This is a genomic window from Streptomyces sp. NBC_00414 (assembly GCF_036038375.1).
Lineage (GTDB): Bacteria > Actinomycetota > Actinomycetes > Streptomycetales > Streptomycetaceae > Streptomyces.
Genome location: NZ_CP107935.1, coordinates 4,474,095 through 4,496,186 on the forward strand (window position 1 = coordinate 4,474,095; position 22,092 = coordinate 4,496,186).

Sequence of the window (22,092 nt, forward strand, 5' to 3'; positions counted from 1 at the left end):
AAAGTTCGATCTTGCCCTGGCAAGTGTCAAGAAAGCGTCAAGAGTTAGGTAAGGTAACGAAGTAGTTGAATCATCGAAGTAGTTGAAAACCGGGCTACTCGTGACAGCGAGAAAGGACCAGCCGCTGACTGTCCACCACCTCAACCAGCTCTTGCTCGTCTGCTCGCTCGTTCTGCTCGTCGCGGTGGCAGCGGTTCGGATCTCTTCGCGCAGCGGGCTCCCCAGCCTGCTCGTCTACCTGGGCATCGGCGTCGCCATGGGCCAGGACGGCATCGGCGACGTCCACTTCGACAACGCCGAGCTGACCCAGGTCATCGGATACGCGGCCCTCGTCGTGATCCTCGCCGAGGGCGGTCTGGGCACGAAGTGGAAGGAGGTCAGGCCGGGACTCCCGGCCGCCTCCTCACTGGCCATCGTCGGCGTCTCGGTGAGCGTCGGCGTCACGGCTACGGCGGCCCACTATCTGATCGGGCTGGAGTGGCGGCAGGCGCTGATCATCGGCGCGGTGGTGTCCTCCACGGACGCGGCAGCTGTGTTCTCGGTCCTGCGGAAGGTGCCCCTCCCCTCGCGCGTGACGGGCATCCTGGAGGCCGAGTCCGGGTTCAACGACGCCCCGGTCGTCATCCTCGTCGTCGCGTTCTCCACGGCCGGGCCGGTGGACCACTGGTACCACCTGATCGGCGAGATCGCGCTGGAGCTGACCATCGGAGCGCTCATCGGGCTCACGGTGGGCTTCCTGGGGGCGTACGGGCTGCGGCACGTGGCACTGCCCGCCTCCGGCCTCTACCCGATCGCCGTCATGGCGATCGCGGTCACCGCGTACGCGGCCGGGGCCCTGGCCCACGGCAGCGGGTTCCTCGCCGTGTACCTGGCGTCGATGGTGCTGGGCAACGCCAAGCTGCCGCACTGGCCCGCCACCCGCGGCTTCGCCGACGGGCTCGGCTGGATCGCCCAGATCGGCATGTTCGTGCTGCTCGGCCTGCTCGTCACCCCGCACGAGATGGGCGACGACATCTGGCCGGCGCTCGTCATCGGCCTCGTACTCACCATGGTGGCGCGACCGCTGAGCGTCGTGGTGGCCCTGCTGCCGTTCCGTATGCGCTGGCAGGAACAGGCCCTGATGTCCTGGGCCGGGCTGCGCGGCGCCGTGCCCATCATCCTGGCGACGATCCCGATGGTGAGCGGCATCGAGGAAAGCCGTCGCATCTTCAACATCGTCTTCGTCCTTGTCGTCGTCTACACCCTCGTCCAGGGACCGACGCTCCCCTGGCTGGCCCGGAAGCTGGGCCTGTCCAAGTCCGACTCGGAGACCGCCGACCTGGGGATCGAGTCGGCGCCGCTGGAGCGGCTGCGCGGGCACCTGCTGTCCGTGGCCATCCCGGACGGTTCGAAGATGCACGGCGTCGAGATCAACGAGCTGCGGCTGCCCGCGGGGGCCGCGGTCACACTCGTCGTGCGCGGTGGAGAATCGTTCGTCCCCCTGCCCACGACCGTGCTGCGGCGTGGGGACGAGCTGCTCGTGGTGGCCACGGACCCCGTCCGGGACGCCGCCGAGCGGCGCCTGCGCGCGGTCGGCCAGGGCGGAAAACTGGCGGACTGGCTGGGGACCGGCGGGGATCGCTGACCGAAGGGCGGGGCGGGGCGGGGCGGGGCTGAGGTCGGGGTCGGCGCGTTGTGAAACCCAGGCGGCCGACTGGAAAGTGCTGGTTTTCACAGGTCGGACCTCGTTCGGCCCTGTATCATCAAGGCACACTTGATCGAACCAACTCTGCCTGACGCAGTGCTGGCGCGACCGTATGGCGGCCGCGGTGCCCCTCCCCGTGGGCGGCCCGGTATCTACCGCAGTTCCGCGCAAGAGGACAGCTCTCGGCGCCCCGCGCCCCACCACAGGGGCCGCGCTACCAGGCGGCAGAAAGGCACGGCCGTGGCATCCACGGTCACCCCGGAGACCACCGGGACTCCGGTCTCCAAGCGCCCGGGATACGGACAGCTGCTGCGTACGCGCGGCGCCTGGACGTTCCTGCTCCCCGGTTTCGCCGCGCGCCAGCCGTTCGCGATGCTGACCATCTCCATCGTGCTGCTCGTGCAGCACACCACCGGCTCGTACGGAACGGCCGGCGCCGTCGCCGCCGTGACCGGGGTCGCCATGGCGCTGTTCGCGCCCTTCACGGGCCGTCTCGCCGACCGGCACGGCCAGCGGGCCGTGCTGCTCCCCGGCGTCGTCGTCCACACCCTGGCGGGCCTCTCCCTGACCGCGCTGGCCCTCGCCGACGCTCCCCTGTGGGCGCTGTTCGTGGCCGCCGTACCGACCGGTGCCTCGGTGCCGCAGGTCGGGCCCATGGTGCGGGCCCGCTGGGGCATGAAACTCCAGGGCTCGCCCCTCATGACGACCGCGGCGGCCTTCGAGTCCGTCACGGACGAGCTGACCTTCGTGTTCGGGCCGCTCGTCGCCACCGCGCTGTGCACCGCCGTGGATCCGGCGGCGGGGCTGGTCACGGAGGCCGCGCTGACGTTGGTCGGCGGCCTGCTGTTCGCCGCTCAGCGGGGCACCCAGCCTGCCGTGGGGGTCGCGGGCGTGAATGGCGTGGGCGGTGGCTCAGGGGTCGGTGACGGTGGGCACGCGCGCGTGAAGCCCGTTTCCGCGCTGGCGGTGCCCGGCGTGCGGGTGCTGATCGTGGCCTTCCTCGGCATCGGCGCCGTCTTCGGCGGCATGCAGGTCTCGCTGGCCGCGTTCAGCGAGTCGATCGGCGAGCCCGGCCTGAACGGCGTCCTCTACGGGACGTTCGCCGCCGGCAACATGCTCTCCGGCATCGTCTGCGGAGCGATCGCCTGGAAGGTGGCCCCGCGCCGCCGCCTCCTCATCGGGTACGCGGCCCTGGCGCTGACCGCCTCCGGACTGTGGGCGGCGCAGTCGGTGATCGTCCTCGCCGGAACCGGTCTCCTCGTCGGCATGTGCATCGCACCCGCCCTGATCACCGGTTACACGCTGGTCGAGGCGCTGGTGCCGACAGGCGCCCGCACCGAGGCCTTCACCTGGCTGACGGGCGCGGTAGCACTCGGCCAGGCGGCCGCTGTCATGATCGCCGGGCAGCTGGAGGACCGCCTGTGGGACGGGGCCGGTTTCCTGGTCCCGATGGGCGGCACACTGCTCGCCCTGGGGACCCTGGTGGCCCTGCGTTCACGGCTCGCTCCCCCCGCCGTGAGCCGTACCGTCGCACGTGGCGTGGGTCACCGTGTGCCGGTGGCAGTGGACTGATCCCGAGGAATACGTCACTATGGACCGTCGTTAGCACTCACTGAGTGAGAGTGCCAGGAGGAAGACAAGTGCCGACCTACCAGTACCAGTGCACCGAGTGCGGCGAAGGCCTTGAGGCGGTGCAGAAGTTCACCGACGACGCCCTGACCGTGTGCCCCGAATGCAGTGGCCGCCTGAAGAAGGTGTACTCCGCAGTAGGCATCGTCTTCAAGGGCTCCGGTTTCTACCGCAACGACAGCCGCGGTTCGTCGTCGAGCAGCAGCCCTGCCACGGCCTCGAAGTCCTCGGGCTCGTCGTCCGACTCGAAGCCGTCCAGTTCGTCGGACTCCAAGTCTTCGTCGTCCTCGTCGGATTCGAAGTCGTCGTCCTCGAAGTCGTCGTCCACGAGTTCGTCCTCCGGCAGCAACGCCGCCTGACGCCTTCTCGCGCCCTATTTCTTACGGGACCCTGTCGTCGCGCCTCACGCGCACGGCAGGGTCTTCGGCGTTTCCGGGCCCCGTTAGGGTGCCGTCCATGGCGAACACGGAGAACGTCGAGATCGGCGTCATCGGCGGGTCGGGTTTCTATTCGTTCCTCGACGACGTGACCGAGATACAGGTGGACACCCCCTACGGGCCGCCCAGCGACTCCCTCTTCCTCGGCGAGATCGCCGGGCGGCGGGTCGCCTTCCTCCCCCGCCACGGTCGCGGGCACCATCTGCCGCCGCACCGCATCAACTACCGGGCCAATCTGTGGGCGCTGCGCTCCGTCGGGGCGCGGCAGGTGCTCGGGCCGTGCGCGGTGGGCGGGCTCCGCCCCGAGTACGGACCCGGGACGCTGCTCGTGCCGGACCAGTTCGTGGACCGTACGCAGTCCCGGGCGCAGTCGTACTTCGACGGGGTGCCGTTGGCCGGGGGCGGCACGCCGAACGTCGTGCACGTGTCGCTGGCCGATCCGTACTGCCCCGTCGGGCGGGAGGTCGCGCTCGCTGCGGCGCGCGGGCGGGAGTGGGAGGCCGTCGACGGCGGGACGCTCGTGGTGATCGAGGGGCCGCGGTTCTCGACCCGTGCGGAGTCGCTCTGGTACCGGGCGCAGGGGTGGTCCGTGGTGGGTATGACCGGGCATCCCGAGGCGGCGCTCGCCCGTGAACTGGAGCTCTGCTACACGTCGATGACGTTGGTCACCGATCTTGATGCGGGGGCCGCCGCGGGGGAGGGCGTCTCGCACGACGAGGTGCTGAAGGTGTTCGCGGCGAATGTGGGGCGGTTGAGGGGCGTTCTGTTCGACGCGGTTGCCGGGCTGCCGGACGGTGGCTCGCGGGACTGCCTGTGTGCTTCGGCGTTGGGCGGGATGGATCCGGGGGTTGCTTTGCCGTAGTGGGGTCTCGTCGGCGCCTCGGGGGTGTGTGGCCGGGGCGGGGGCCGGGGGGTGCGGCGGGGGCCGGGGTGGGGTGCGGCGGGGGTGGGAGCGGGCCGTGCCGGTACGTCGAGCCCGCCGCCCCCGGGTGTACTGCTCTTGGTCTTGTCGGGCGCCCCTTCCTGGAGGAGCCCTACGCGGCGGGCTTTCGACGTACCGGCACGGCCCGCTCCCGGTACGTCGTCGGCTGCCGGGTGTGTGGGGGCGGACGTTCTCCTTCGGGTGGTGGGGATTTCCACAAGTGGGGGGTTGTCCACGGGCGTCCGCGGGAATCTTGGCGAGGCTGCAGTCTGGGGGCTCGATCCCTCTCCGACCGCAGGCGGTGGTACTCGTGTCGCAGCTGTCTTCCTTTCCGCGTCCGTTGGGCACGGACGTTCCCGGTACGTGCCAGGTGCCGCATTTCGCTCCTGTACGGGTGCGGGGCGGGCGGCATCAACTGCGTCGGCTGGTTCGGTGTCGGAGGCGGGCCCTGGCGGCGGGACTGGCGGTGACTGCGGCGGCCCTGGTCGCGGCCGGGCCCGGAGACACGGTGGCGCGGGACACGGGGCCGCCGCGGGCCCGGGCGGTGGTCGAGGCCGGGCGGGAGCGGCGGCCGGTCGAGAGGGTGACGGCGGCTGTGCGGATCGCCGACGGCGCTACCGTGCGGCTGCTCAGGCCCGGGGACCTCGTGGACGTGATCGCGGCCGAGCAGTCGGCGGCGGGTGACGCACGGGTGGTGGCCCGCGGGGTGCGGGTGACGAAGGTCCCGGAGCCTTTGGACAGCGTGTCCGAGGGCGGTGCGCTGGTCGTTCTGTCCGTGCCGAGGAGGACTGCTGCGCGGCTGGCCGGGGCAGGCGTGACCTCGCGGCTGGCGGTGACCCTGTGCTGAGCGTGGTCAGGGGCGTCGCCGTGGGGCTGTCAAGTCGCTCGTTGGAGTTATGGAATTGGACAGGGCGGCCGCACCCTGACGTAGGTTGCGGAGCTGTTCGTTCCACAATCTGTGCAACCGAGAAGGGTCCCCCTGGTGAGCGAGAAGAAGAAGGACCCGAGCATCCTGGACGGCTTCAAGGCCTTCCTGATGCGCGGGAACGTCGTCGACCTGGCTGTCGCGGTGGTCATCGGCGCTGCCTTCACCAACATCGTCAACTCCGTGGTGAAGGGCGTGATCAACCCGCTGGTCGGCGCCTTCGGCACCAAGGACCTCGACAAGTACAGCTCGTGCCTGAAGTCCCCCTGCGACTTCGACGAGGCGACGGGGACCGCGACCAGCGGAATCCCCATCATGTGGGGCACCGTCCTCAGCGCGACGCTGACCTTCGTGATCACCGCCGCCGTCGTCTACTTCCTGATGGTCCTGCCGATGTCCAAGTACCTCGCCCGGCAGGCGGCCCGACAGAAGGCGAAGGAAAGCACGCAAGAGGTGATCGAGGTGACCGAGCTGGCGGTTCTCAAGGAGATCCGCGATGCCCTGGTGGCGCAGCGCGGTGCCGGTGGCGCCGGCGGTGGCACTGGCGGTGGCGGCCTCAGCGAGCGGTAGCCGCGACAGCGGGGGTACGCGCCGCCTGCGCCGGCCTTGCGGCCTGGGTGGCGATCGTCGGTGGCCTCGTTCAAGCGGCGGCCGACGTGGGCCGCGCCCGCTCGGCGGCTGTCGTTCGGACGGTCCGCCGGTGGGATCAGATGTGGTGGGGCGGCTTCTCGTCCAGGAAGCGGGCCAGGTCCGCGGCGCTGTCTCCGGTCGGCCGTTCGCCCCACCCGTGGTCCGTGTCGTCCGCGGACGGCCGGCTCAGCGGGTCGTCGAAGACCAGCGCGGCCTTGGGCTCACGCGGTTCGGGGGTGGGCGTCTCACTCATACCTCCAGGGTACGCGCTGGGAGCGTGGCTCCGGGTGACGTCGGGTCGACACTGGGCTCATGACAGTTGATGCTCTGACCGATGTGACCGGGGTGCGTGTGGGGCATGCCACGCGGATCGGCGACGGCCGGCTCACCGGCACGACAGTCGTCCTGGCTCCGGAAGGCGGCGCCGTCGCGGCCGTGGACGTGCGCGGCGGCGGGCCCGGCACCAAGGAGACCGACGCGCTCGATCCGCGCAATGTGGTGAGCAAGGTCGAGGCGATCGTGCTGACCGGCGGCAGCGCGTACGGGCTGGACTCGGCGACCGGTGTGATGGCCTGGCTGGAGGAGCGGGGGCGCGGGGTGCGGGTCGGCCCCGATCCGCACCATGTCGTGCCCGTCGTGCCGGCGGCCTGCGTCTTCGATCTGGGCCGGGGCGGCGACTTCCGGGCCCGGCCGGACGCGGCGACCGGCCGCGAGGCGGTGGAGGCCGCGGCGGCGAGCGAGCTGGGCGCGCCCGTGCCGGAGGGGTGCGTGGGCGCCGGGACCGGCGCGGCCGTCGGAATGATGAAGGGCGGGGTCGGTACGGCGAGTGCCGTCCTCGAATCGGGGATCACGGTGGCGGCGCTCGTCGTGGCCAACGCCGCGGGATCGGTGCTGGAACCGGAGACGGGGGCGCTCTACGGGGAGTTGGTCCAGGGGCGGCTGAGCTGTCCGGCCGCGGAGGTCCACCGGGCGGCGCGGGCACGGCTGGCCGAGGCCGCGGCGAAGAACACGGTTCCCCCGCTCAACACCACGCTGGCGGTGGTGGCCACCGACGCCGACCTGTCGAAGGCACAGGCCCAGAAGCTGGCGGGCACGGCACACGACGGCATCGCGCGAGCCGTCCGGCCGGTGCATCTGCTGCACGACGGGGACACGGTGTTCGCGCTCGCCACGGGCGCGCGAGCGCTCGCGGTCGAGGACCCCCTCGCGTTGAACGAGATCCTCGCCGCCGGCGCGGACCTGGTGACACGCGCGATCGTACGGGCGGTTCGGGCCGCCGAGTCGGTGGAGGGCCCGGGCGGATCGTGGCTCGCCCACCGGGAGTTGTACGGAGGAGGAAGGGAGTAGGGCAGGCGCGCAAGTAGGGCTGTGGGGCGTGGGATTGTCCCGACTCTGTCACGTGATGGTGTTCGGGGCGGGCTGTGGGAACCCGGGCGGTCCGAGTCTCCCTCCTTGTTCATGGATCTTCCGCCATGGACCGGAGCGGACCGTCCCACACCACAAGAATCTGGAGCAGCCCGTGACAACGCCCGACACGACAGCGAGGCGCACGCTGGTGGCCTGTGCCGCCCTGATGGTCGGCGCCCTGACTCTCACCGCCTGTGGCAGCGACGCCAAGGCCGACAACAAGGCCGGTGGGTCCAAGTCCGGGGCGGGGATCGTGATCTCCGCGAAGGACGGTTCGGCGGGGGCGTCGATCAACTCGACCGGTGTGAAGGTCGGCGACGGGAAGCTGACCGAGGTGAAGATGACGGAGTCGGAGACGGGAGAGGCCGTACCGGGGGCGATATCGGGGAACGGGAAGAGCTGGAAGCCCGAGGAGCGGCTGGAGCGCGGGACGAAGTACCGGATATCGGCCACCGCCAGGAGTGGGAGCGGAAAGACCTCGGCGGCCGATTCCACCTTCACCACGGTCTCCGAGGACAACAGCTTCATCGGGACGTACACGCCCGACGGTGGGGCGAAGGTCGGGGTCGGGATGCCGGTGTCCTTCACCTTCGACAAGGCGATCACGAACAAGAAGGACATCGAGTCGCACATCGAGGTCTCGTCCAGCAGCGGCCAGAAGGTGGTCGGGCACTGGTTCGGCGCGCAGCGGCTGGACTTCAGGCCCAAGGAGTACTGGAAGGCCGGTTCCAAGGTCACGACGAAGGTCGACCTGGACGGGGTCGAGGGAGCGAACGGCGTCTACGGGGTGCAGGACAAGACGGTCACCTTCACGGTCGGGCGTTCCCAGGTGTCCACGGTCGACATGGACACACAGACGATGAAGGTCGTACGCGACGGGGCGACCGTCAAGACGATCCCGATCTCGGGCGGCAGCCCGGACAACAGCACGTACAACGGGCAGATGGTGATCGCCGAGAAGTTCCGGCAGACGCGGATGGACGGGTCGACGGTCGGCTACGGCGGTGAGTACGACATCGCTGACGTGCCGAACGCGATGCGGCTGACAGCCTCGGGGACCTTCATTCACGGCAACTACTGGTACGACAAGAGCAACCCGCCCTTCGGGAAGCAGGGCACCAGCCACGGCTGCGTCGGCCTCGCGGATGTGCAGGGTGCCGGGAGCGACACGAACGGCAAGTGGTTCTTCGACAACTCGCTCGTCGGGGACGTCGTGACGGTCAGGAACTCCCCCGACAAGACGGTCTCGCCGGACAACGGGCTCAACGGCTGGAACATGGCATGGAGTGCATGGACCGCCGGAAGTGCCCTCTGACCTAAGGGTTTTGAGGTTTTCGCGGGCCGCGCGGGAACTTCTCCCGCGGCACCGGCGTTTTCTGTGCGTACGTTTTCTCGGTTCCCGGACATGATGTCCGACCGAGGGGCTACGGTATGCACCCACAAGGTGACATGCAGCAACGCCGGGAGAAGCCTTGAGCGTTCCGTACGAGACGGCAGCGTACGAGCCACCCGAGTCGCCCGAGTCTCCGGAGGAGCATCTCGCGCGACTCCTCGGTCGCGCCCTGAACTCCTTCGAGCTGCCGGACGACACGATACGGCGGCTCGACCGGGCGCTGGCCCACGACAGTTCACTGCACTCCGCGCACCACAGCGCGGGGCTGCACCGCGAAACGTATCGTCATACGTGGCTGCTGGCCGATGGGAGCGCGCTCACGCTCTGGGAGCTGGTCCACAACACCGCGCCGAGCCGGGACACCCAGCACGAGGTCTACGAGGACGAGGAAGAGCTGCGTACCGCGACCGCGCGCCTGCCGCTGCCGATGGACACGCCTGACTTCGAACTGCCCCTGCTGGTGCGGCTGTCGGCCATTCCGGAACCACTGCACGCCTACGTTCCGGACGACTCGGCGGACCACGGGCGGCGGCTGCTGCGGCGCGCCGAGAACGCGGACCGGCCGGGCGAGGACATGGCCGAGCTGCTTCGTACGGCGTTCGCGCACCAGATCACCCAGGCCTTCGGGCGGCCCTGCCGGGCCGGCCGCAGAGGCCTGTGCTTCTCGCTCTACGAGCACGCGTTCCTGCTCCGCGACGGCCGCGAGCTGTCCCTGTGGGAGGTCGAACACACGGCGACGCCCGACGGACGGCACATGTGCGAGGTCTACGCGTCGGAGGAAGAGGCCCGGGAGGCCATGGAGCGCCGGGCCGCCAACCTGCGCTGAGAGCGCGCGAGCGCTGAGGACGCCAACGTGCGCCGAGGGCGCCGAGAGATGCGTGCGGGCAGCTGACCGATACGTGCGGACGCGGCCGTGGCCCGGGAGTGAGTCTCCCGGGCCACGGCCGTGTGCGGGTTCTGCGGTCGAGCGCGCCTACGCCGCGACCGGCTCCTTCGGCTGCGTCGCCGTCGAGGCCTCGGGTGCCTTCTTCGCGCTGCCGTCAGGAGCCTGCTTGCGCATGCCCTTCAGGACGATGACCAGGCCGGCCGTGACCGCCGTGCCGATCGCGATGGCCAGCAGGTAGAGGAAGGGCTTGCCGATCAGGAAGGTGACCCAGATGCCGCCGTGCGGGGCACGCAGGGTCGAGCCGAAGGCCATGGTCAGGGCGCCGGTGACGGCGCCGCCCGCCATCGAGGCCGGGATGACCCGCAGCGGGTCGGCGGCGGCGAACGGGATGGCTCCCTCGGAGATGAAGGACGCGCCGAGGACCCAGGCGGCCTTGCCGTTCTCCTGCTCGGCCGGGGTGAAGAGCTTCTTGCGGATCGTCGTCGCCAGCGCCATGCCGAGCGGCGGGACCATGCCCGCGGCCATCACGGCCGCCATGATCTTCATGGCGGAGTCGCTGGGCGCCGCGACCGAGATACCGGCCGTCGCGAAGGTGTACGCGACCTTGTTGACCGGGCCGCCCAGGTCGAAGCACATCATCAGCCCGAGCAGCACGCCGAGGAGGATGGCGTTGCTGCCGGTGAGGCCGTTCAGCCAGTCGGTGAGAGCGTCCTGCGCCGAGGCGATCGGCTTGCCGATGACCACGAACATCAGGAATCCGACGACCGCCGAGGAGATCAGCGGGATCACCACCACCGGCATGATGCCGCGCAACGGCTTCGGGATGTTCACCCGCTGGATCGCGAGGACGACGCCACCGGCCAGCAGACCGGCCACCAGGCCGCCCAGGAATCCCGCGCCGATGGTGATCGAGATGGCGCCGCCGACGAAGCCGGGAACGAGACCCGGCCGGTCCGCCATGCCGTACGCGATGTAGCCGGCCAGCACCGGGACGAGGAACCCGAAGGCCGCCCCGCCGATCTGGAACAGCAGCGCGCCCCAGCTGTCGATCTGGCCCCAGTCGAAGTGCTCGGTGACCGACTTGGCCTCGTTGATCTGGTAGCCGCCGATCGCGAAGCCGAGCGCGATCAGCAGACCGCCCGCGGCCACGAAGGGGACCATGTAACTCACGCCGGACATCAGCCACTTGCGGAGCTTCGTGCCGTAGCCCTCGCCGGGCTCGCCGGTCCGTTCGACCGGTGTGCCGCCGCCGGGCCTGGCAGCCGCGGTGGCCTCGCCGCGCGCGGCCTTGGCGCGCACATCGGCGATCAGCTCGGCGGGCTTGTTGATGCCCGCCTTCACACCGACGTCCACGGTCGGTTTGCCGGCGAACCGGTCCTTCTCCCGTACGGAGACGTCGTGCGCGAAGATCACGCCGTCCGCCGCGGCGATGACCGCCGGGTCGAGCCGGGTGAAGCCGGCCGATCCCTGCGTCTCGACGACGATCTCGACGTCACCGGCCTCGCGGCCCGCGTTCTCCAGCGACTCGGCCGCCATGTAGGTGTGCGCGATGCCGGTGGGGCAGGAGGTGACGGCGACGATCCGGAACGGCCGGTCGCCCTCACCGGCGGAGGCGGAACCCCCGTCGGCCGTGGCCTCCGGTACCGACTTCGGCGTGGTCGGCGTCGGCGTCGAAGCCGGAGTCGGAGTCGGAGCCGAAGCGGGCTCGGTGGCGTCCCCGGCGGCCTCGGCCGGCTCGTCCCCGCGGATGAGCGCCGCCGCGGACGCCGCGTCGTCCACCGACCGCAGCGCGGAGGTGAACTCGGCGTTCATCAACTGGCGGGCCAGCGACGACAGGATGGTGAGGTGGGCGTCGTCCGCACCGGCCGGAGCGGCGATCAGGAAGATCAGGTCGGCGGGGCCGTCCGGCGCACCGAAGTCGATCCCGTCCGCGCTGCGCCCGAAGGCCAGCGTCGGCTCGGTGACGTGCTCGCTGCGGCAGTGCGGGATGCCGATGCCACCGTCGAGGCCGGTCGGCATCTGGGCCTCACGGGCGGCGACGTCGGCGAGGAATCCATCAAGGTCGGTCACCCGCCCCAGGGAGACCATGCGCTCGGCGAGGGCACGCGCCGCCGCTTCCTTCGTATCGACGGACAGGTCGAGATCGACCAGGTCCGCGGTGATCATCTCGCTCATCGCGGGCTCCTTCGCTCGCGTATCGCCCGGGAAGAGTGGTGGGCGAGGGTGGGGATGGGGACGGGGGTTACTGCGGTTGCTGCCGTTACTTCCGCTACTGCGACTACTGCGGGGTGGGCTGAGGGGGTGTTGCTCATGACGCGGGCTCCGTCAGGACGCGGTCCACCGGGATCTCCGCGGTGACCGTCACCGCGGCCGGGTCGAGGTTCGCCGGGCTCGGCATCACGCTGCCCGGCAGCTGCACGGCCGCCGCTCCGTGCGCCACGGCGGAGGCGAGCGCACCGGGCCCGCTGCCGCCGGCGATGAGGAAACCGGCGAGGGAGGAGTCGCCGGCGCCCACATTGCTGCGTACGACGTCGACGCGGGCGCTCGCGAACCAGGTGCCGTCCTCGCCGACGAGCAGCTGCCCGTCCGCGCCGAGGGAGGCAAGGACGGTCCGCGCGCCCAGCCCCCGCAGTTCCTCGGCGGCCTTGACCGCGTCGCCCACCGTGGTGAGCGGGCGGCCGACCGCCTCGGCGAGTTCCTCGACGTTCGGCTTGACGACGTCGGGCCGTTCGGCGAGGGCCGCGAGCAGCGCCGGTCCCGAGGTGTCCAGCGCGATCCGGGCGCCCGCTCGGTGGGCCCGGGCGACCAGTTCCGCGTACCAGGAGGGTGCGAGGCCGCGGGGCAGGCTGCCGCAGCAGGCGATCCAGTCGGCGTCGCGGGACTGCTCGCGCACGGTCTCCAGGAGCGACTCCTCCTCCGCCGAGGTGAGTTCGGGCCCGGGTGCGTTGATCTTCGTGAGGACGCCGTCCGCCTCGGCGAGGGCGATGTTCGAGCGGGTCGCCCCGGCGACCGGGACCGGCGCGACCTCGATGCCCTGCGCGTCGAGCAGGTCGGCCACGAGCGCGCCGGGGGCGCCGCCGAGCGGCAGGACCGCGACAGTGCGCCGGCCTGCCGCGGCGACCGCCCGCGAGACGTTGACGCCCTTGCCGCCCGGGTCCATGCGCTCTCCGGTGGCCCGGATGACCTCACCGCGGTCGAGCGAGGGAACCTCGTACGTACGGTCCAGGGAGGGGTTCGGGGTGACGGTGAGGATCATGCGCACTCGTTTCCGGCCATAGGCGTTTCGCTGCACACGGAGCACTTCTCGCTAGACACAGAGCACTTCCGTGCCGCCGCGCTCGATGGCGGTGGCGTCTTCGGGGCTCAGCCCGCTGTCGGTGATCAGGAGGTCCACTTCACCGAGGTCGCCGAAGCGCGCGAAGTGCTCCTGGCCGTGCTTCGCGGAGTCGGCGAGCAGCACCACGCGGCGCGCGGCGGCGAGCGCGGCGCGCTTCACGGCGGCCTCGGCGAGGTCCGGGGTGGTCAGGCCGTGCTCGGCGGAGAAGCCGTTCGCGGCGAGGAAGACCACGTCCGCGCGGATCTCCCCGTACGCCCGCAGCGCCCAGGCGTCGACCGCCGCGCGCGTACGGTGCCGGACGCGGCCGCCGATGAGATGGAGCTGGATGCCGGGGTGGTCGGCGAGGCGGGCCGCGATGGGGAGGCTGTGCGTCACGACGGTGAGCGACGTCTCCAGCGGGAGGGCCCCGGCGAGGCGGGCGACGGTCGTGCCCGCGTCGAGGATCATCGTGCCCTCGTCGGGCAGTTCGGCGAGGGCCGCCTTGGCGATGCGGTCCTTCTCGTCCGCGGAGGTGGTCTCGCGCTCGGCGAGGTCGGGCTCGAAGTCGAGCCGCCCGGCCGGTATGGCGCCACCGTGGACCCGGCGCAGCAGTCCCGCCCGGTCGAGGGCCTTCAGATCGCGCCGGATGGTCTCGGCCGTGACCTGGAACTCCTCCGCCAGCGACACCACGTCCACACGTCCACCGTCACGCGCGAGCCGGAGAATCTCCTGCTGCCGCTCAGGTGCGTACATGCCCGTTCGCCTCCACTCTGTGCCCGAACCTGTGGTTTCACGCGCAGGCTACGCCCGAGTTTCGGGAAAGTAAACAGGTTCGGGCATCGATGTGGGCATGAACGGACATCCGGTGTGACATCCGGAAAACACTGCGAGGCCCGGCCCCTTCGAAGGGGCCGGGCCTCGCAGTGCCGGGCAGTGAACCGTCCGGTCGGTGAATCGCCTTGCTCAGCCGACGAGTTCGGGCTCCTGCTCCTTGGTGTCCAGGGCGGGCACGACGGGCGCGGTCTCCATGGCCTCCGCTCCCTCCACGTGCTGGGCGGGGCGCTTCGGGAGGGCGAACATCAGGAGGAAGATGACCGCCATGACCACGGCGACCCAGACCAGCGCCTGCTGGAAGGCGTCGACGAAGGCGGGGCCCGTCCCGGCCGGTGACAGGTGGTCGGACATCGCGCCGAAGAAGACGACGGAGACCAGCGCGAGGCCGAGGGCGTTGCCCATCTGCTGGACGGTGTTGATCAGGCCGGACGCCGAGCCGGAGTGCTCGCGCGGCACCTCGGAGAGGACCGCCTCCGTCAGCGGGGCGACGATCAGGCCCATGCCCACACCCATGACGACCAGCGGAAGGGCCATCTGCCAGGAGGCGATGGACATGCCGTACCGCTCGGACTCCCAGATGTAGAGCAGGACACCGGCGGCCATGGTGAGGGCGCCCGCCTGGAGCACCTTCCGGCCGAAGCGCGGCACCAGCTTCTGCACCGAGAGGCCGGCCGCCAGCGACACCGCGATCGAGAAGGGCACGCCCGTCAGGCCGGCCCGCAGCGGGCTCCAGCCGAGGCCGGTCTGCATGTAGAGCGTCCAGACCAGGAAGAAGATGCCGAGGCCGATCCCGAAGACGGTCTGGACGGCGATGCCCGCCGCGAAGCTCTTCACCTTGAACAGGGAGAGTTCGACGAGCGGCGACCCGTCACGCGCCGTCTTGCGCTTCTCGTACGCCACCAGCGCGCCGAAGACGACGACGGCGCCGCCCATCGAGACGTATCCCCAGGTCGGCCAGCCCAGCTCGCGGCCGCGGATGAGCGGGTAGAGCAGCATCAGCAGACCGAGGGTGACCAGGGCGACGCCGACGAGGTCGAGCTTCAGGGCCCGCGGGGCCTTGGACTCGGTGATGAACTTCCGGCCGAGGATCAGGCCCGCGATGCCCACCGGCAGGTTGATGAGGAAGATCGGCCGCCACTCCAGGCCGAACAGGTTCCACTCCGTGAGCAGCGCGCCGAAGAGGGGTCCTGAGACCGCGCCCAGGCCCACGATCGCGCCGAACAGGCCGAAGACCTTGCCGCGTTCGTGCGCGGGGAACGTGGCGTGCACGATCGACAGGACCTGCGGGACCATCAGCGCGGCCATCGCGCCCTGGAGGATGCGGGACGCGACGAGCATGTCCGGGTTCACCGCGAAGCCGCAGAGCGCGGACGCGAGGGTGAAGCCGCCGATGCCGATGAGGAAGAGCCGCTTGCGGCCGTGGATGTCGCCGAGCCGTCCGCCGGTGATCAGGCCCGCGGCGAAGGCGAGCGCGTAGCCGGCCGTGATCCATTGGATCTGGCTGAAGGTCGCACCCGCGTCCCGCTGGATCGACGGGATCGCGATGTTCACGATCGTCACGTCGACCAGGTCCATGAAGGCGGCCGTCATGACAATGGCCAGCGCGTACCAGCGGCGGCGGTCCGCCGTTGCCGCTGCCGTCGCCGGGGGCGTCGTCGGGGGCGTCGTCGACGGGTCGGCCTCCGGGCCGGGGGGTGTGGAGGTGCTGCTTGGCGAGGTCATGTTGCGAAGGTAGGGGGGATGTAGGTCAGGTCATGTCCTAGTTCTGGTGCATCCTCGGAGGAGTCGAGGATGCCGCGGCGTGTATGGAGGGTGCGGGTGCGTTGTGGCTGGTCGGGCCCACGCGGCGGAGCCGCGAAATGTCGCAGCCCCGCGTCCCTGAGAGCAAGAGATTGCGCCGTTCCCCGCGCCCCTTAAGACGCCATCTCATTTGGGTGACTAGACTTGTGGCGTGTCAAAGATCGTTGAGCGGCTGGTGCCGGACGAGTTGTGGGAGCTGTTCCAACGGGTGGTGCCCGACGCACCGTCGCGGCCCCAGGGCGGTGGCCGGCGTCGGCACGGCGACCGTGAAGTGCTGGCCGCGATCGTCTTCGTGGCGACCTCGGGCTGCACGTGGCAGCAGGTGCCGACCGCGTCGTTCGGCCCGTCCGGCGCGACGGCCCATCGGCGCTTCACCGAGTGGACGAAGGCCCGGGTGTGGGCCAAACTCCACCGCCTGGTCCTCGACGAGCTCGGATCCCGTGGCGAGCTGGACTGGTCCCGGTGCGCGATCGACTCGGTCAACATGCGGGCCCTGAAAAGGGGAACTGACAGGCCCGAATCCTGTAGACCGGGGCAAGTACGGGTCAAAGATCCACTTGATCACAGAGCGGACCGGACTGCCCCTGTCCATCGGCATCTCGGGCGCCAACACGCATGACAGCCAGGCACTGATCCCACTGGTGAAAGGCATACCGCCGATCCGCTCCCGCCGGGGACCCCGGCGACGCAGACCCCACAAACTCCACGCCGACAAGGGCTACGACTACAACCACCTGCGACGATGGTTATCCAGCCGAGGAATCCGGCACCGCATCGCCCGCAGGGGCATCGAGTCCTCGGCCCGCCTGGGCTGCCACCGCTGGACCGTGGAGCGCACGATGTCCTGGCTCGCCGGATGCCGACGCCTGCACCGTCGCTACGAACGCAAAGCCGACCACTTCCTCGCCTTCACCAGCATCGCCTGCACCTTGATTTGCTACCGCAGACTCACCAAATGAGATGACTTCTAAGGGCAAAGGACTGCGCCGTTCCCCGCGCCCCTTGAGGGCAGAGGACTGCGCCGTTCCCCGCGCCCCTGAAGGCAGCGGTTGTCGGCGTCCCGGAAAGCACTAGCAGAGGGAGAAACCATGAGTACGGACACCCCGGCTCGGCTGCTTCAGTTGTTGTCTCTTCTTCAGACTCCTCGGGAGTGGCCCGGTGGGGAGCTTTCGGAGCGGCTCGGGGTGTCGCGGCGGACCGTGCGGCGGGATGTCGACCGGCTGCGGGAGCTGGGCTATCCGGTGCAGGCGACGAAGGGCGCGGACGGCGGCTACCGGCTGGTCGCGGGGAAGGCCATGCCGCCGCTGGTCCTGGACGACGAGGAGGCGGTGGCGATCGCGGTGGGTCTGCGGGCCGGTGCGGGGCACGCCGTCGAGGGCGTCGACGAGGCCTCGGTCCGGGCACTGGCCAAGCTCGAACAGGTCCTGCCGAGCCGCCTGCGCCACCGGGTCTCCACCCTTCAGGCCGCCACCACTCCCCTGACGGCGGGTGACGGCGCAAGCATCGCGCCCGAGACGCTGACCGTGATGGCCTCGACGATCGCGGGGCGCGAACGGCTGCGGTTCGCGTACCGCGCGGGGGACGGGGCGGAGAGCCGGCGCCTGACCGAGCCGTACCGGCTGGTGTCGACCGGCCGCCGCTGGTATCTCGTCGCGTACGACCTCGACCGCGAGGACTGGCGCACCTTCCGCGTCGACCGGGTGTCCGACCCCTTCGCGACCGGGGCCCGCTTCACCCCGCGCGAGCTGCCGACGGGGGACGCGGCCGAATATCTGCGGCAGTCGATGTACCGACGGCAGGAGACGTACGAGTTCGACGTGACGTTCGCCGCGCCCGCGCAGTTCATCGCTGCGCGGCTGCCCGCCTGGCTGGGGGCACCCGAGCCGATCGACGACATGCGGTGCCGGCTGCGGGCCTCGGCCGGTGACGCGGTGGAGTGGCTGGCGGTGCGGCTCGCGATGGTGGACTGCGAGTTCACCGTGCACGGGCCGACGGAACTCGTGGCCTGTGTGCGGGACTTGGGAGGCAGGCTGAGCCGGGCCGTCGGGAACTAGGCCGTGCCCGCAGGGCCTGTCCTGCCGGACGGTGCGGCCGTCGGCAGGGTTTGCCCCCGTGACACAATGTGCCACCTGGGTCACCCCGGGGTTCAGGTTCGGGGTGGCCCAGCTGTCGTGTCCGTACGACGGCACGACCCCGCGGATGGAGTCGAGCCCCGGCGCCAGGGGGGGGAGGCGCCGGAGCTCGACTCTGGAAGAGTCCCGGCACCGGGGGGAGTGCGTCGGGACTCGGTATTTGGGGGTCCTGGAGTTTTGTGCCCCGGGACCGATGTGTTGAAGCGGCTGTAAACGGACTTCCGTGCGACTCCGATGACCGGTCTTGGCCGGTCATGCCGTGCGGCATGACCGACTCGGTTCCGCTCATCTGACCCGCGGTAGGCTCGCGTGCCCCCGAAACGCGGACCCAATCCCCGCGACGAGGATGAGTTTTCCTCACCCCGTCCCGGAGCGCCGCCGGAGCTCGGAGGCGGTGCCGCCCGCGGACCGGACAACCGCCCGGACGGTCTACGCCGCGGCGTCGAACCCCGTGGACCGGGCCAGCTTCTTCAGCTCCATCAGCGCGTGCTTCTCGATCTGGCGGATGCGCTCGCGGGTCAGGCCGTGCTCCTTGCCGACCTCGGTCAGCGTGCGCTCGCGGCCGTCGTCGATCCCGTACCGCATCTTGATGATCGAGGCGGTGCGCTGGTCGAGGCGGCCTATGAGGTCGTCCAGCTCCTCACTGCGCAGCAGCGTGAGCACGGACTGCTCCGGCGACACGGCCGAGGTGTCCTCAAGCAGGTCACCGAACTGGGTGTCGCCCTCGTCGTCCACCGCCATGTTCAGCGAGACCGGGTCGCGGGCCCAGTCGAGTACGTCGACGACGCGCTCCGGCTTCGTGTCCAGCTCCGCGGCGATCTCCGCGGGCTCCGGATCGCGGCCGTGCTCGCGGTTGAACTCGCGCTGCACACGGCGGATCCTGCCCAGCTCCTCCACCAGGTGGACGGGGAGCCGGATGGTGCGCGACTGGTCGGCGATGGACCGGGTGATGGCCTGCCGGATCCACCAGGTCGCGTACGTCGAGAACTTGAAGCCCTTGCGGTAGTCGAACTTCTCGACCGCGCGGACCAGGCCCGCGTTCCCCTCCTGGATCAGGTCCAGCAGCGGGAGACCGCTGCGGGGGTAGCGACGGGCCACCGCGACGACCAGGCGGAGGTTCGACTTGATGAAGACTTCCTTGGCCCGCTCGGCCTCGGCGACCAGCGCTTCGAGCTCCTCGCGGGAGGCCTTCACCTTTGTGTCGGTGGCCTCACCGTCGAGAAGCTGCCGCGCGAAGACGCCGGCTTCGATGGTCTGGGACAGCTCGACCTCCTTGGCGGCGTCGAGCAGCGGTGTGCGCGCTATCTCGTCGAGATACATGCCGACCAGGTCGCGGTCGGCGATCTCGCCGCCTACGACGCGAACACTGCGTGCCGCGTCGGTCTCGCCGGAGGCGGACTTACGACGGGCGACGGCACGGGTTGCCATGCGTGCTCCCTTGCGATGGTGGGCTTGCGGGTCCTAGTGGTGGCTTTGGTGGCTCGGACACCCTCCCGAGTGCCCTGCTTCCGATGGAAACAACGACTGGAATCCGGACAGAATTCCCAACCCGCCCCTCGATTTTTCTGATCTTGCAGTACCCTGTGCCGCCATAAAGGGAGGTCCGGTGCCATCGGAACGTACAGAGGTCCAGGTCAGACCCGGAGTCGAAACGGACCTCGACACCCTCACGGACATCTACAACCACTACGTACGTGAGACGCCGATCACCTTCGACACGGTGGTCTTCACTGCGGAGGAGCGCCGCCCTTGGCTGCTCTCTCACCCTGAAGACGGCCCGCATCGGCTGATGGTTGCCGTGGACGCGGACTCACAGCGGATTCTGGGGTACGCCACATCGAGCGCGTTCCGGCCGAAGCCCGCGTACGGGACGTCCGTGGAGGTGACGGTCTACCTCGCGCCCGGCGCGGGCGGCCGGGGCGTCGGCACGCTCCTCTACAAGGCCCTGTTCGAGGCGCTCTCGGGCGAGGACCTGCACCGGGCGTACGCGGGGATCGCGCAGCCCAACGAGGCGTCCGCGCGGCTGCACGAGCGGTTCGGCTTCCGGCACGTCGGTACGTACCGGGAGGTGGGCCGGAAGTTCGGGCGGTACTGGGACGTGGCGTGGTACGAGAAGGATCTCTGAGGGGGTAGCCCCCAGGGGTCCGGGGGCGGCCCCGCAAGGGAGAAGCGGTCCCCGTCAGCCGAACTGCACCGACCGCTTGGCCAGTCCCAGCCAGAAGCCGTCGATCACGGACCGCTGGGTTTCCAGATCGCCGGAGGCGTCCGCCGCGCCCATGGTCACGAACAGCGGGGCGAAGTGCTCCGTGCGCGGGTGGGCCAGCTGCCCGGCCGGGGACTTGTGGAGGAAGTCGAGGAGACCGTCCACGTCACCCGAGTCGAGCGCCTGGTGGCCCCACGCGTCGAACTCCGCCGACCAGCCGGGGATGCCGCCCTGGCGGAGCGCGGCGAGGTTGTGGGTGAAGAAGCCGGAGCCGACGATCAGGACGCCCTCGTCGCGCAGGGGGGCCAGTTTGCGGCCGATCTCCATGAGGCGGACGGGGTCGAGCGTGGGCATGGAGATCTGCAGGACCGGGATGTCGGCCGTGGGGAACATCTCGACGAGCGGGACGTACGCGCCGTGGTCCAGGCCGCGGTCCGGGATGTCCTGGACCGGCGTGCCGGGGGCGCGCAGCAGCTTGCGGACGGACTCGGCGAGGGCGGGGGCGCCCGGGGCGTCGTACCGCACCTTGTAGTAGTGCTCGGGGAAGCCCCAGAAGTCGTAGACCAGCGGGACGGACGCCGTCGCGCCGAGGGCGAGCGGGGCCTCCTCCCAGTGCGCGGAGACCATGAGGATCGCCTTGGGGCGCGGGAGGTCGGCGGACCAGGCGGCGAGCTGGCCGGGCCAGACCGGGTCGTCGGCCAGGGGCGGGGCGCCGTGCGAGAGGTAGAGGGCGGGCATGCGCTCCACGGCGGGGCGTTCCTCGGTGGCTGCGGACATGACTGCGACTCCCTCTCCTGCTGCTCGAAGGATACTGCCTGAAGAGATACTTGCTTGAAGTATCAAGCTTTACCAGGCGGAGCCTACTCCCTACTTGTTTAAGATTCAAGAAGGGGCTCGTACAGTAGGTGTATGAACACCGCATCCGCTGACGAGCCGCGCTGGCTCAGTGACGAGGAACAGCGCACCTGGCGTGCGTTCATGCACGCGACCACGCTTCTTGAGGACCATCTCGACCGCCAGCTGCAGCGTGACGCGGGCATGCCGCACATCTACTACGGCCTGCTCGTGCAACTGGTCGAGGCGCCGCGTCGACGACTGCGGATGACCGAGCTGGCGATGAAGGCGAAGATCACCCGGTCTCGGCTCTCGCACGCGATCGCTCGGCTGGAGAAAAACGGGTGGGTGCGGCGGGAGGACTGCCCCTCGGACAAGCGGGGGCAGTTCGCCGTCCTGACGGACGAGGGGTACGCGGTTCTTGAGCGGATCGCTCCCGGGCATGTGGCCGCGGTTCGGCAGGCGCTGTTCGACCGGCTCACTCCCGAGCAGCAGAAGGCGCTCGGGGAGGCGATGCTGCTCATCGCGGAGGGGCTTCAGCCGGAGGGGGCCGGGGCGGATCTTCCCTGGCTACGCTAGGGCTCTCTACGGGTTGACTCCCGCTGGCCTGCTCTTCCGGCCGGCTGCGCCGATCTGGGTCGGCCGGGGCGCGCTGTCGGGTGCGGGTGTGCTGTGGCCGGCCGCGCAGTTCCCCGCGCCCCTGAAAAGCGGGGCTGCGCCCCGGCCTTTTGTCTTCAGGGGCGCGGGGAGGTGCGCGGGGAATCCCCACCGGCCCGCAGGCTCACAACGGCGTTCGTGCCCCGAAGGGGCGCGGGGAACTGCGCGGCCAACCCCCGCCGAGCCGCACGTCCGTGACAACCGGTCGGGCCCCGTCAGGGGCGCGGGGAACTGCGCGGGCACCCCCCGCCGGCCCGCAGGATCGCGGCCGGCCACCCCGCGGAGCGCAGCGCACCGGTCGGGGCATGGCATGGATCTGCCCCGGCTCCGTAGTTCATGGAGTCGGGGCAGATCGGGGTCGTGCGTACGAAGGCGTCCCCACCCCTGCGTACGCACGAGGTCA

General features: G+C 70.4%; 20 protein-coding genes. 13 read left to right on the plus strand and 7 right to left on the minus strand.

Going from position 1 to position 22,092, the window contains the following annotated elements; translation table 11 throughout:
• Positions 1-100: 100 nt before the first annotated feature.
• The 6 genes from OHS59_RS19180 to mscL all read left to right on the plus strand — a co-directional run bounded on the left by OHS59_RS19180 (position 101) and on the right by mscL (position 6,167).
• The gene (locus OHS59_RS19180; protein WP_328494627.1) at positions 101-1,624 is read left to right on the plus strand and encodes a potassium/proton antiporter; all 1,524 of its coding nucleotides are present in this window, start codon (positions 101-103) and stop codon (positions 1,622-1,624) included.
• A gap of 300 nt (positions 1,625-1,924) precedes the next feature.
• Positions 1,925-3,256 (plus strand): MFS transporter, encoded by a 1,332-nt coding sequence (locus OHS59_RS19185; protein WP_328494628.1) that lies wholly within the window; start codon positions 1,925-1,927, stop codon positions 3,254-3,256.
• A 68-nt stretch (positions 3,257-3,324) separates the two neighbouring features.
• Positions 3,325-3,672 carry an FmdB family zinc ribbon protein gene (locus tag OHS59_RS19190; RefSeq protein ID WP_328494629.1) on the plus strand — a complete coding sequence of 116 codons (348 nt, stop codon included), beginning with the start codon at positions 3,325-3,327 and terminating at the stop codon, positions 3,670-3,672.
• A gap of 97 nt (positions 3,673-3,769) precedes the next feature.
• Positions 3,770-4,612: an S-methyl-5'-thioadenosine phosphorylase gene (locus OHS59_RS19195; RefSeq protein ID WP_328494630.1), complete on the plus strand. Its 843-nt coding sequence runs from the start codon at positions 3,770-3,772 to the stop codon at positions 4,610-4,612.
• 361 nt (positions 4,613-4,973) lie between these two features.
• Complete coding sequence (locus OHS59_RS19200) at positions 4,974-5,519, plus strand: hypothetical protein (RefSeq protein ID WP_443061467.1); 546 nt, start codon at positions 4,974-4,976, stop codon at positions 5,517-5,519.
• Between the two features lie 135 nt (positions 5,520-5,654).
• Positions 5,655-6,167 carry a large conductance mechanosensitive channel protein MscL gene (mscL, locus tag OHS59_RS19205; RefSeq protein WP_328494632.1) on the plus strand — a complete coding sequence of 171 codons (513 nt, stop codon included), beginning with the start codon at positions 5,655-5,657 and terminating at the stop codon, positions 6,165-6,167.
• Positions 6,168-6,303: 136 nt separating this feature from the next.
• On the opposite strand, the gene OHS59_RS19210 is transcribed toward mscL, so the two are convergent.
• On the minus strand, positions 6,304-6,480 hold the full coding sequence (locus tag OHS59_RS19210; RefSeq protein ID WP_328494633.1) for a hypothetical protein: 177 nt from the start codon (positions 6,478-6,480) through the stop codon (positions 6,304-6,306).
• Between the two features lie 59 nt (positions 6,481-6,539).
• Between OHS59_RS19210 and OHS59_RS19215 the strand changes: the two genes are divergently transcribed.
• From OHS59_RS19215 to OHS59_RS19225, 3 genes are all read left to right on the plus strand, one after another.
• Positions 6,540-7,574, plus strand: a complete 1,035-nt coding sequence (locus tag OHS59_RS19215) for a P1 family peptidase (RefSeq protein WP_328494634.1) — start codon at positions 6,540-6,542, stop codon at positions 7,572-7,574.
• Positions 7,575-7,746: 172 nt separating this feature from the next.
• Positions 7,747-8,949: a L,D-transpeptidase gene (locus OHS59_RS19220; RefSeq protein WP_328494635.1), complete on the plus strand. Its 1,203-nt coding sequence runs from the start codon at positions 7,747-7,749 to the stop codon at positions 8,947-8,949.
• Between the two features lie 157 nt (positions 8,950-9,106).
• Positions 9,107-9,853: a DUF6227 family protein gene (locus OHS59_RS19225; RefSeq protein ID WP_328494636.1), complete on the plus strand. Its 747-nt coding sequence runs from the start codon at positions 9,107-9,109 to the stop codon at positions 9,851-9,853.
• Positions 9,854-10,000: 147 nt separating this feature from the next.
• On the opposite strand, the gene OHS59_RS19230 is transcribed toward OHS59_RS19225, so the two are convergent.
• From OHS59_RS19230 to OHS59_RS19245, 4 genes are all read right to left on the minus strand, one after another.
• Positions 10,001-12,088, minus strand: coding sequence for a PTS fructose transporter subunit IIABC (locus OHS59_RS19230; protein WP_328494637.1), 2,088 nt, complete (start codon positions 12,086-12,088; stop codon positions 10,001-10,003).
• A 133-nt stretch (positions 12,089-12,221) separates the two neighbouring features.
• Positions 12,222-13,169 (minus strand): 1-phosphofructokinase, encoded by a 948-nt coding sequence (gene pfkB, locus OHS59_RS19235; protein ID WP_328494638.1) that lies wholly within the window; start codon positions 13,167-13,169, stop codon positions 12,222-12,224.
• Between the two features lie 51 nt (positions 13,170-13,220).
• Positions 13,221-13,982: a DeoR/GlpR family DNA-binding transcription regulator gene (locus OHS59_RS19240; protein WP_328494639.1), complete on the minus strand. Its 762-nt coding sequence runs from the start codon at positions 13,980-13,982 to the stop codon at positions 13,221-13,223.
• A 210-nt stretch (positions 13,983-14,192) separates the two neighbouring features.
• The gene (locus OHS59_RS19245; RefSeq protein ID WP_328499275.1) at positions 14,193-15,653 is read right to left on the minus strand and encodes an MFS transporter; all 1,461 of its coding nucleotides are present in this window, start codon (positions 15,651-15,653) and stop codon (positions 14,193-14,195) included.
• Between the two features lie 370 nt (positions 15,654-16,023).
• On the opposite strand from OHS59_RS19245, the gene OHS59_RS19250 reads away from it, so the two are divergent.
• Positions 16,024-16,822 (plus strand): IS5 family transposase gene (locus tag OHS59_RS19250; protein WP_328499002.1). Its coding sequence is split into 2 segments (ribosomal slippage): positions 16,024-16,359 and positions 16,361-16,822, totalling 798 coding nucleotides; the frame shifts between segments, so codons are not numbered across the junction.
• 129 nt (positions 16,823-16,951) lie between these two features.
• A complete protein-coding gene (locus OHS59_RS19255) occupies positions 16,952-17,917 on the plus strand; it encodes a helix-turn-helix transcriptional regulator (protein ID WP_328494640.1) in 966 nt (321 codons plus the stop codon).
• Between the two features lie 507 nt (positions 17,918-18,424).
• On the opposite strand, the gene OHS59_RS19260 is transcribed toward OHS59_RS19255, so the two are convergent.
• Positions 18,425-19,423 (minus strand): sigma-70 family RNA polymerase sigma factor, encoded by a 999-nt coding sequence (locus OHS59_RS19260; protein ID WP_328494641.1) that lies wholly within the window; start codon positions 19,421-19,423, stop codon positions 18,425-18,427.
• A 178-nt stretch (positions 19,424-19,601) separates the two neighbouring features.
• Here OHS59_RS19260 and OHS59_RS19265 point away from each other — a divergent pair, with 178 nt between their 5' ends.
• Positions 19,602-20,120, plus strand: a complete 519-nt coding sequence (locus OHS59_RS19265) for a GNAT family N-acetyltransferase (RefSeq protein WP_328494642.1) — start codon at positions 19,602-19,604, stop codon at positions 20,118-20,120.
• A 54-nt stretch (positions 20,121-20,174) separates the two neighbouring features.
• Here OHS59_RS19265 and OHS59_RS19270 read toward each other — a convergent pair whose 3' ends face one another.
• Positions 20,175-20,975 (minus strand): dioxygenase family protein, encoded by an 801-nt coding sequence (locus tag OHS59_RS19270; protein ID WP_328494643.1) that lies wholly within the window; start codon positions 20,973-20,975, stop codon positions 20,175-20,177.
• A 132-nt stretch (positions 20,976-21,107) separates the two neighbouring features.
• Here OHS59_RS19270 and OHS59_RS19275 point away from each other — a divergent pair, with 132 nt between their 5' ends.
• Positions 21,108-21,611 (plus strand): MarR family winged helix-turn-helix transcriptional regulator, encoded by a 504-nt coding sequence (locus tag OHS59_RS19275; protein ID WP_328494644.1) that lies wholly within the window; start codon positions 21,108-21,110, stop codon positions 21,609-21,611.
• The last annotated feature ends 481 nt before the right edge of the window (positions 21,612-22,092 follow it).

Coding starts and splice junctions, on each gene's coding strand:
- OHS59_RS19195 (WP_328494630.1), top strand. CDS start 3,770: ATGGCGAACACGGAGAACGTCGAGATCGGCGTCATCGGCGGGTCGGGT.
- OHS59_RS19210 (WP_328494633.1), bottom strand. CDS start 6,480: ATGAGTGAGACGCCCACCCCCGAACCGCGTGAGCCCAAGGCCGCGCTG.
- OHS59_RS19215 (WP_328494634.1), top strand. CDS start 6,540: ATGACAGTTGATGCTCTGACCGATGTGACCGGGGTGCGTGTGGGGCAT.
- OHS59_RS19230 (WP_328494637.1), bottom strand. CDS start 12,088: ATGAGCGAGATGATCACCGCGGACCTGGTCGATCTCGACCTGTCCGTC.
- pfkB (WP_328494638.1), bottom strand. CDS start 13,169: ATGATCCTCACCGTCACCCCGAACCCCTCCCTGGACCGTACGTACGAG.
- OHS59_RS19240 (WP_328494639.1), bottom strand. CDS start 13,982: ATGTACGCACCTGAGCGGCAGCAGGAGATTCTCCGGCTCGCGCGTGAC.
- OHS59_RS19245 (WP_328499275.1), bottom strand. CDS start 15,653: ATGACGGCCGCCTTCATGGACCTGGTCGACGTGACGATCGTGAACATC.
- OHS59_RS19255 (WP_328494640.1), top strand. CDS start 16,952: ATGAGTACGGACACCCCGGCTCGGCTGCTTCAGTTGTTGTCTCTTCTT.
- OHS59_RS19260 (WP_328494641.1), bottom strand. CDS start 19,423: ATGGCAACCCGTGCCGTCGCCCGTCGTAAGTCCGCCTCCGGCGAGACC.
- OHS59_RS19270 (WP_328494643.1), bottom strand. CDS start 20,975: ATGTCCGCAGCCACCGAGGAACGCCCCGCCGTGGAGCGCATGCCCGCC.
- OHS59_RS19275 (WP_328494644.1), top strand. CDS start 21,108: ATGAACACCGCATCCGCTGACGAGCCGCGCTGGCTCAGTGACGAGGAA.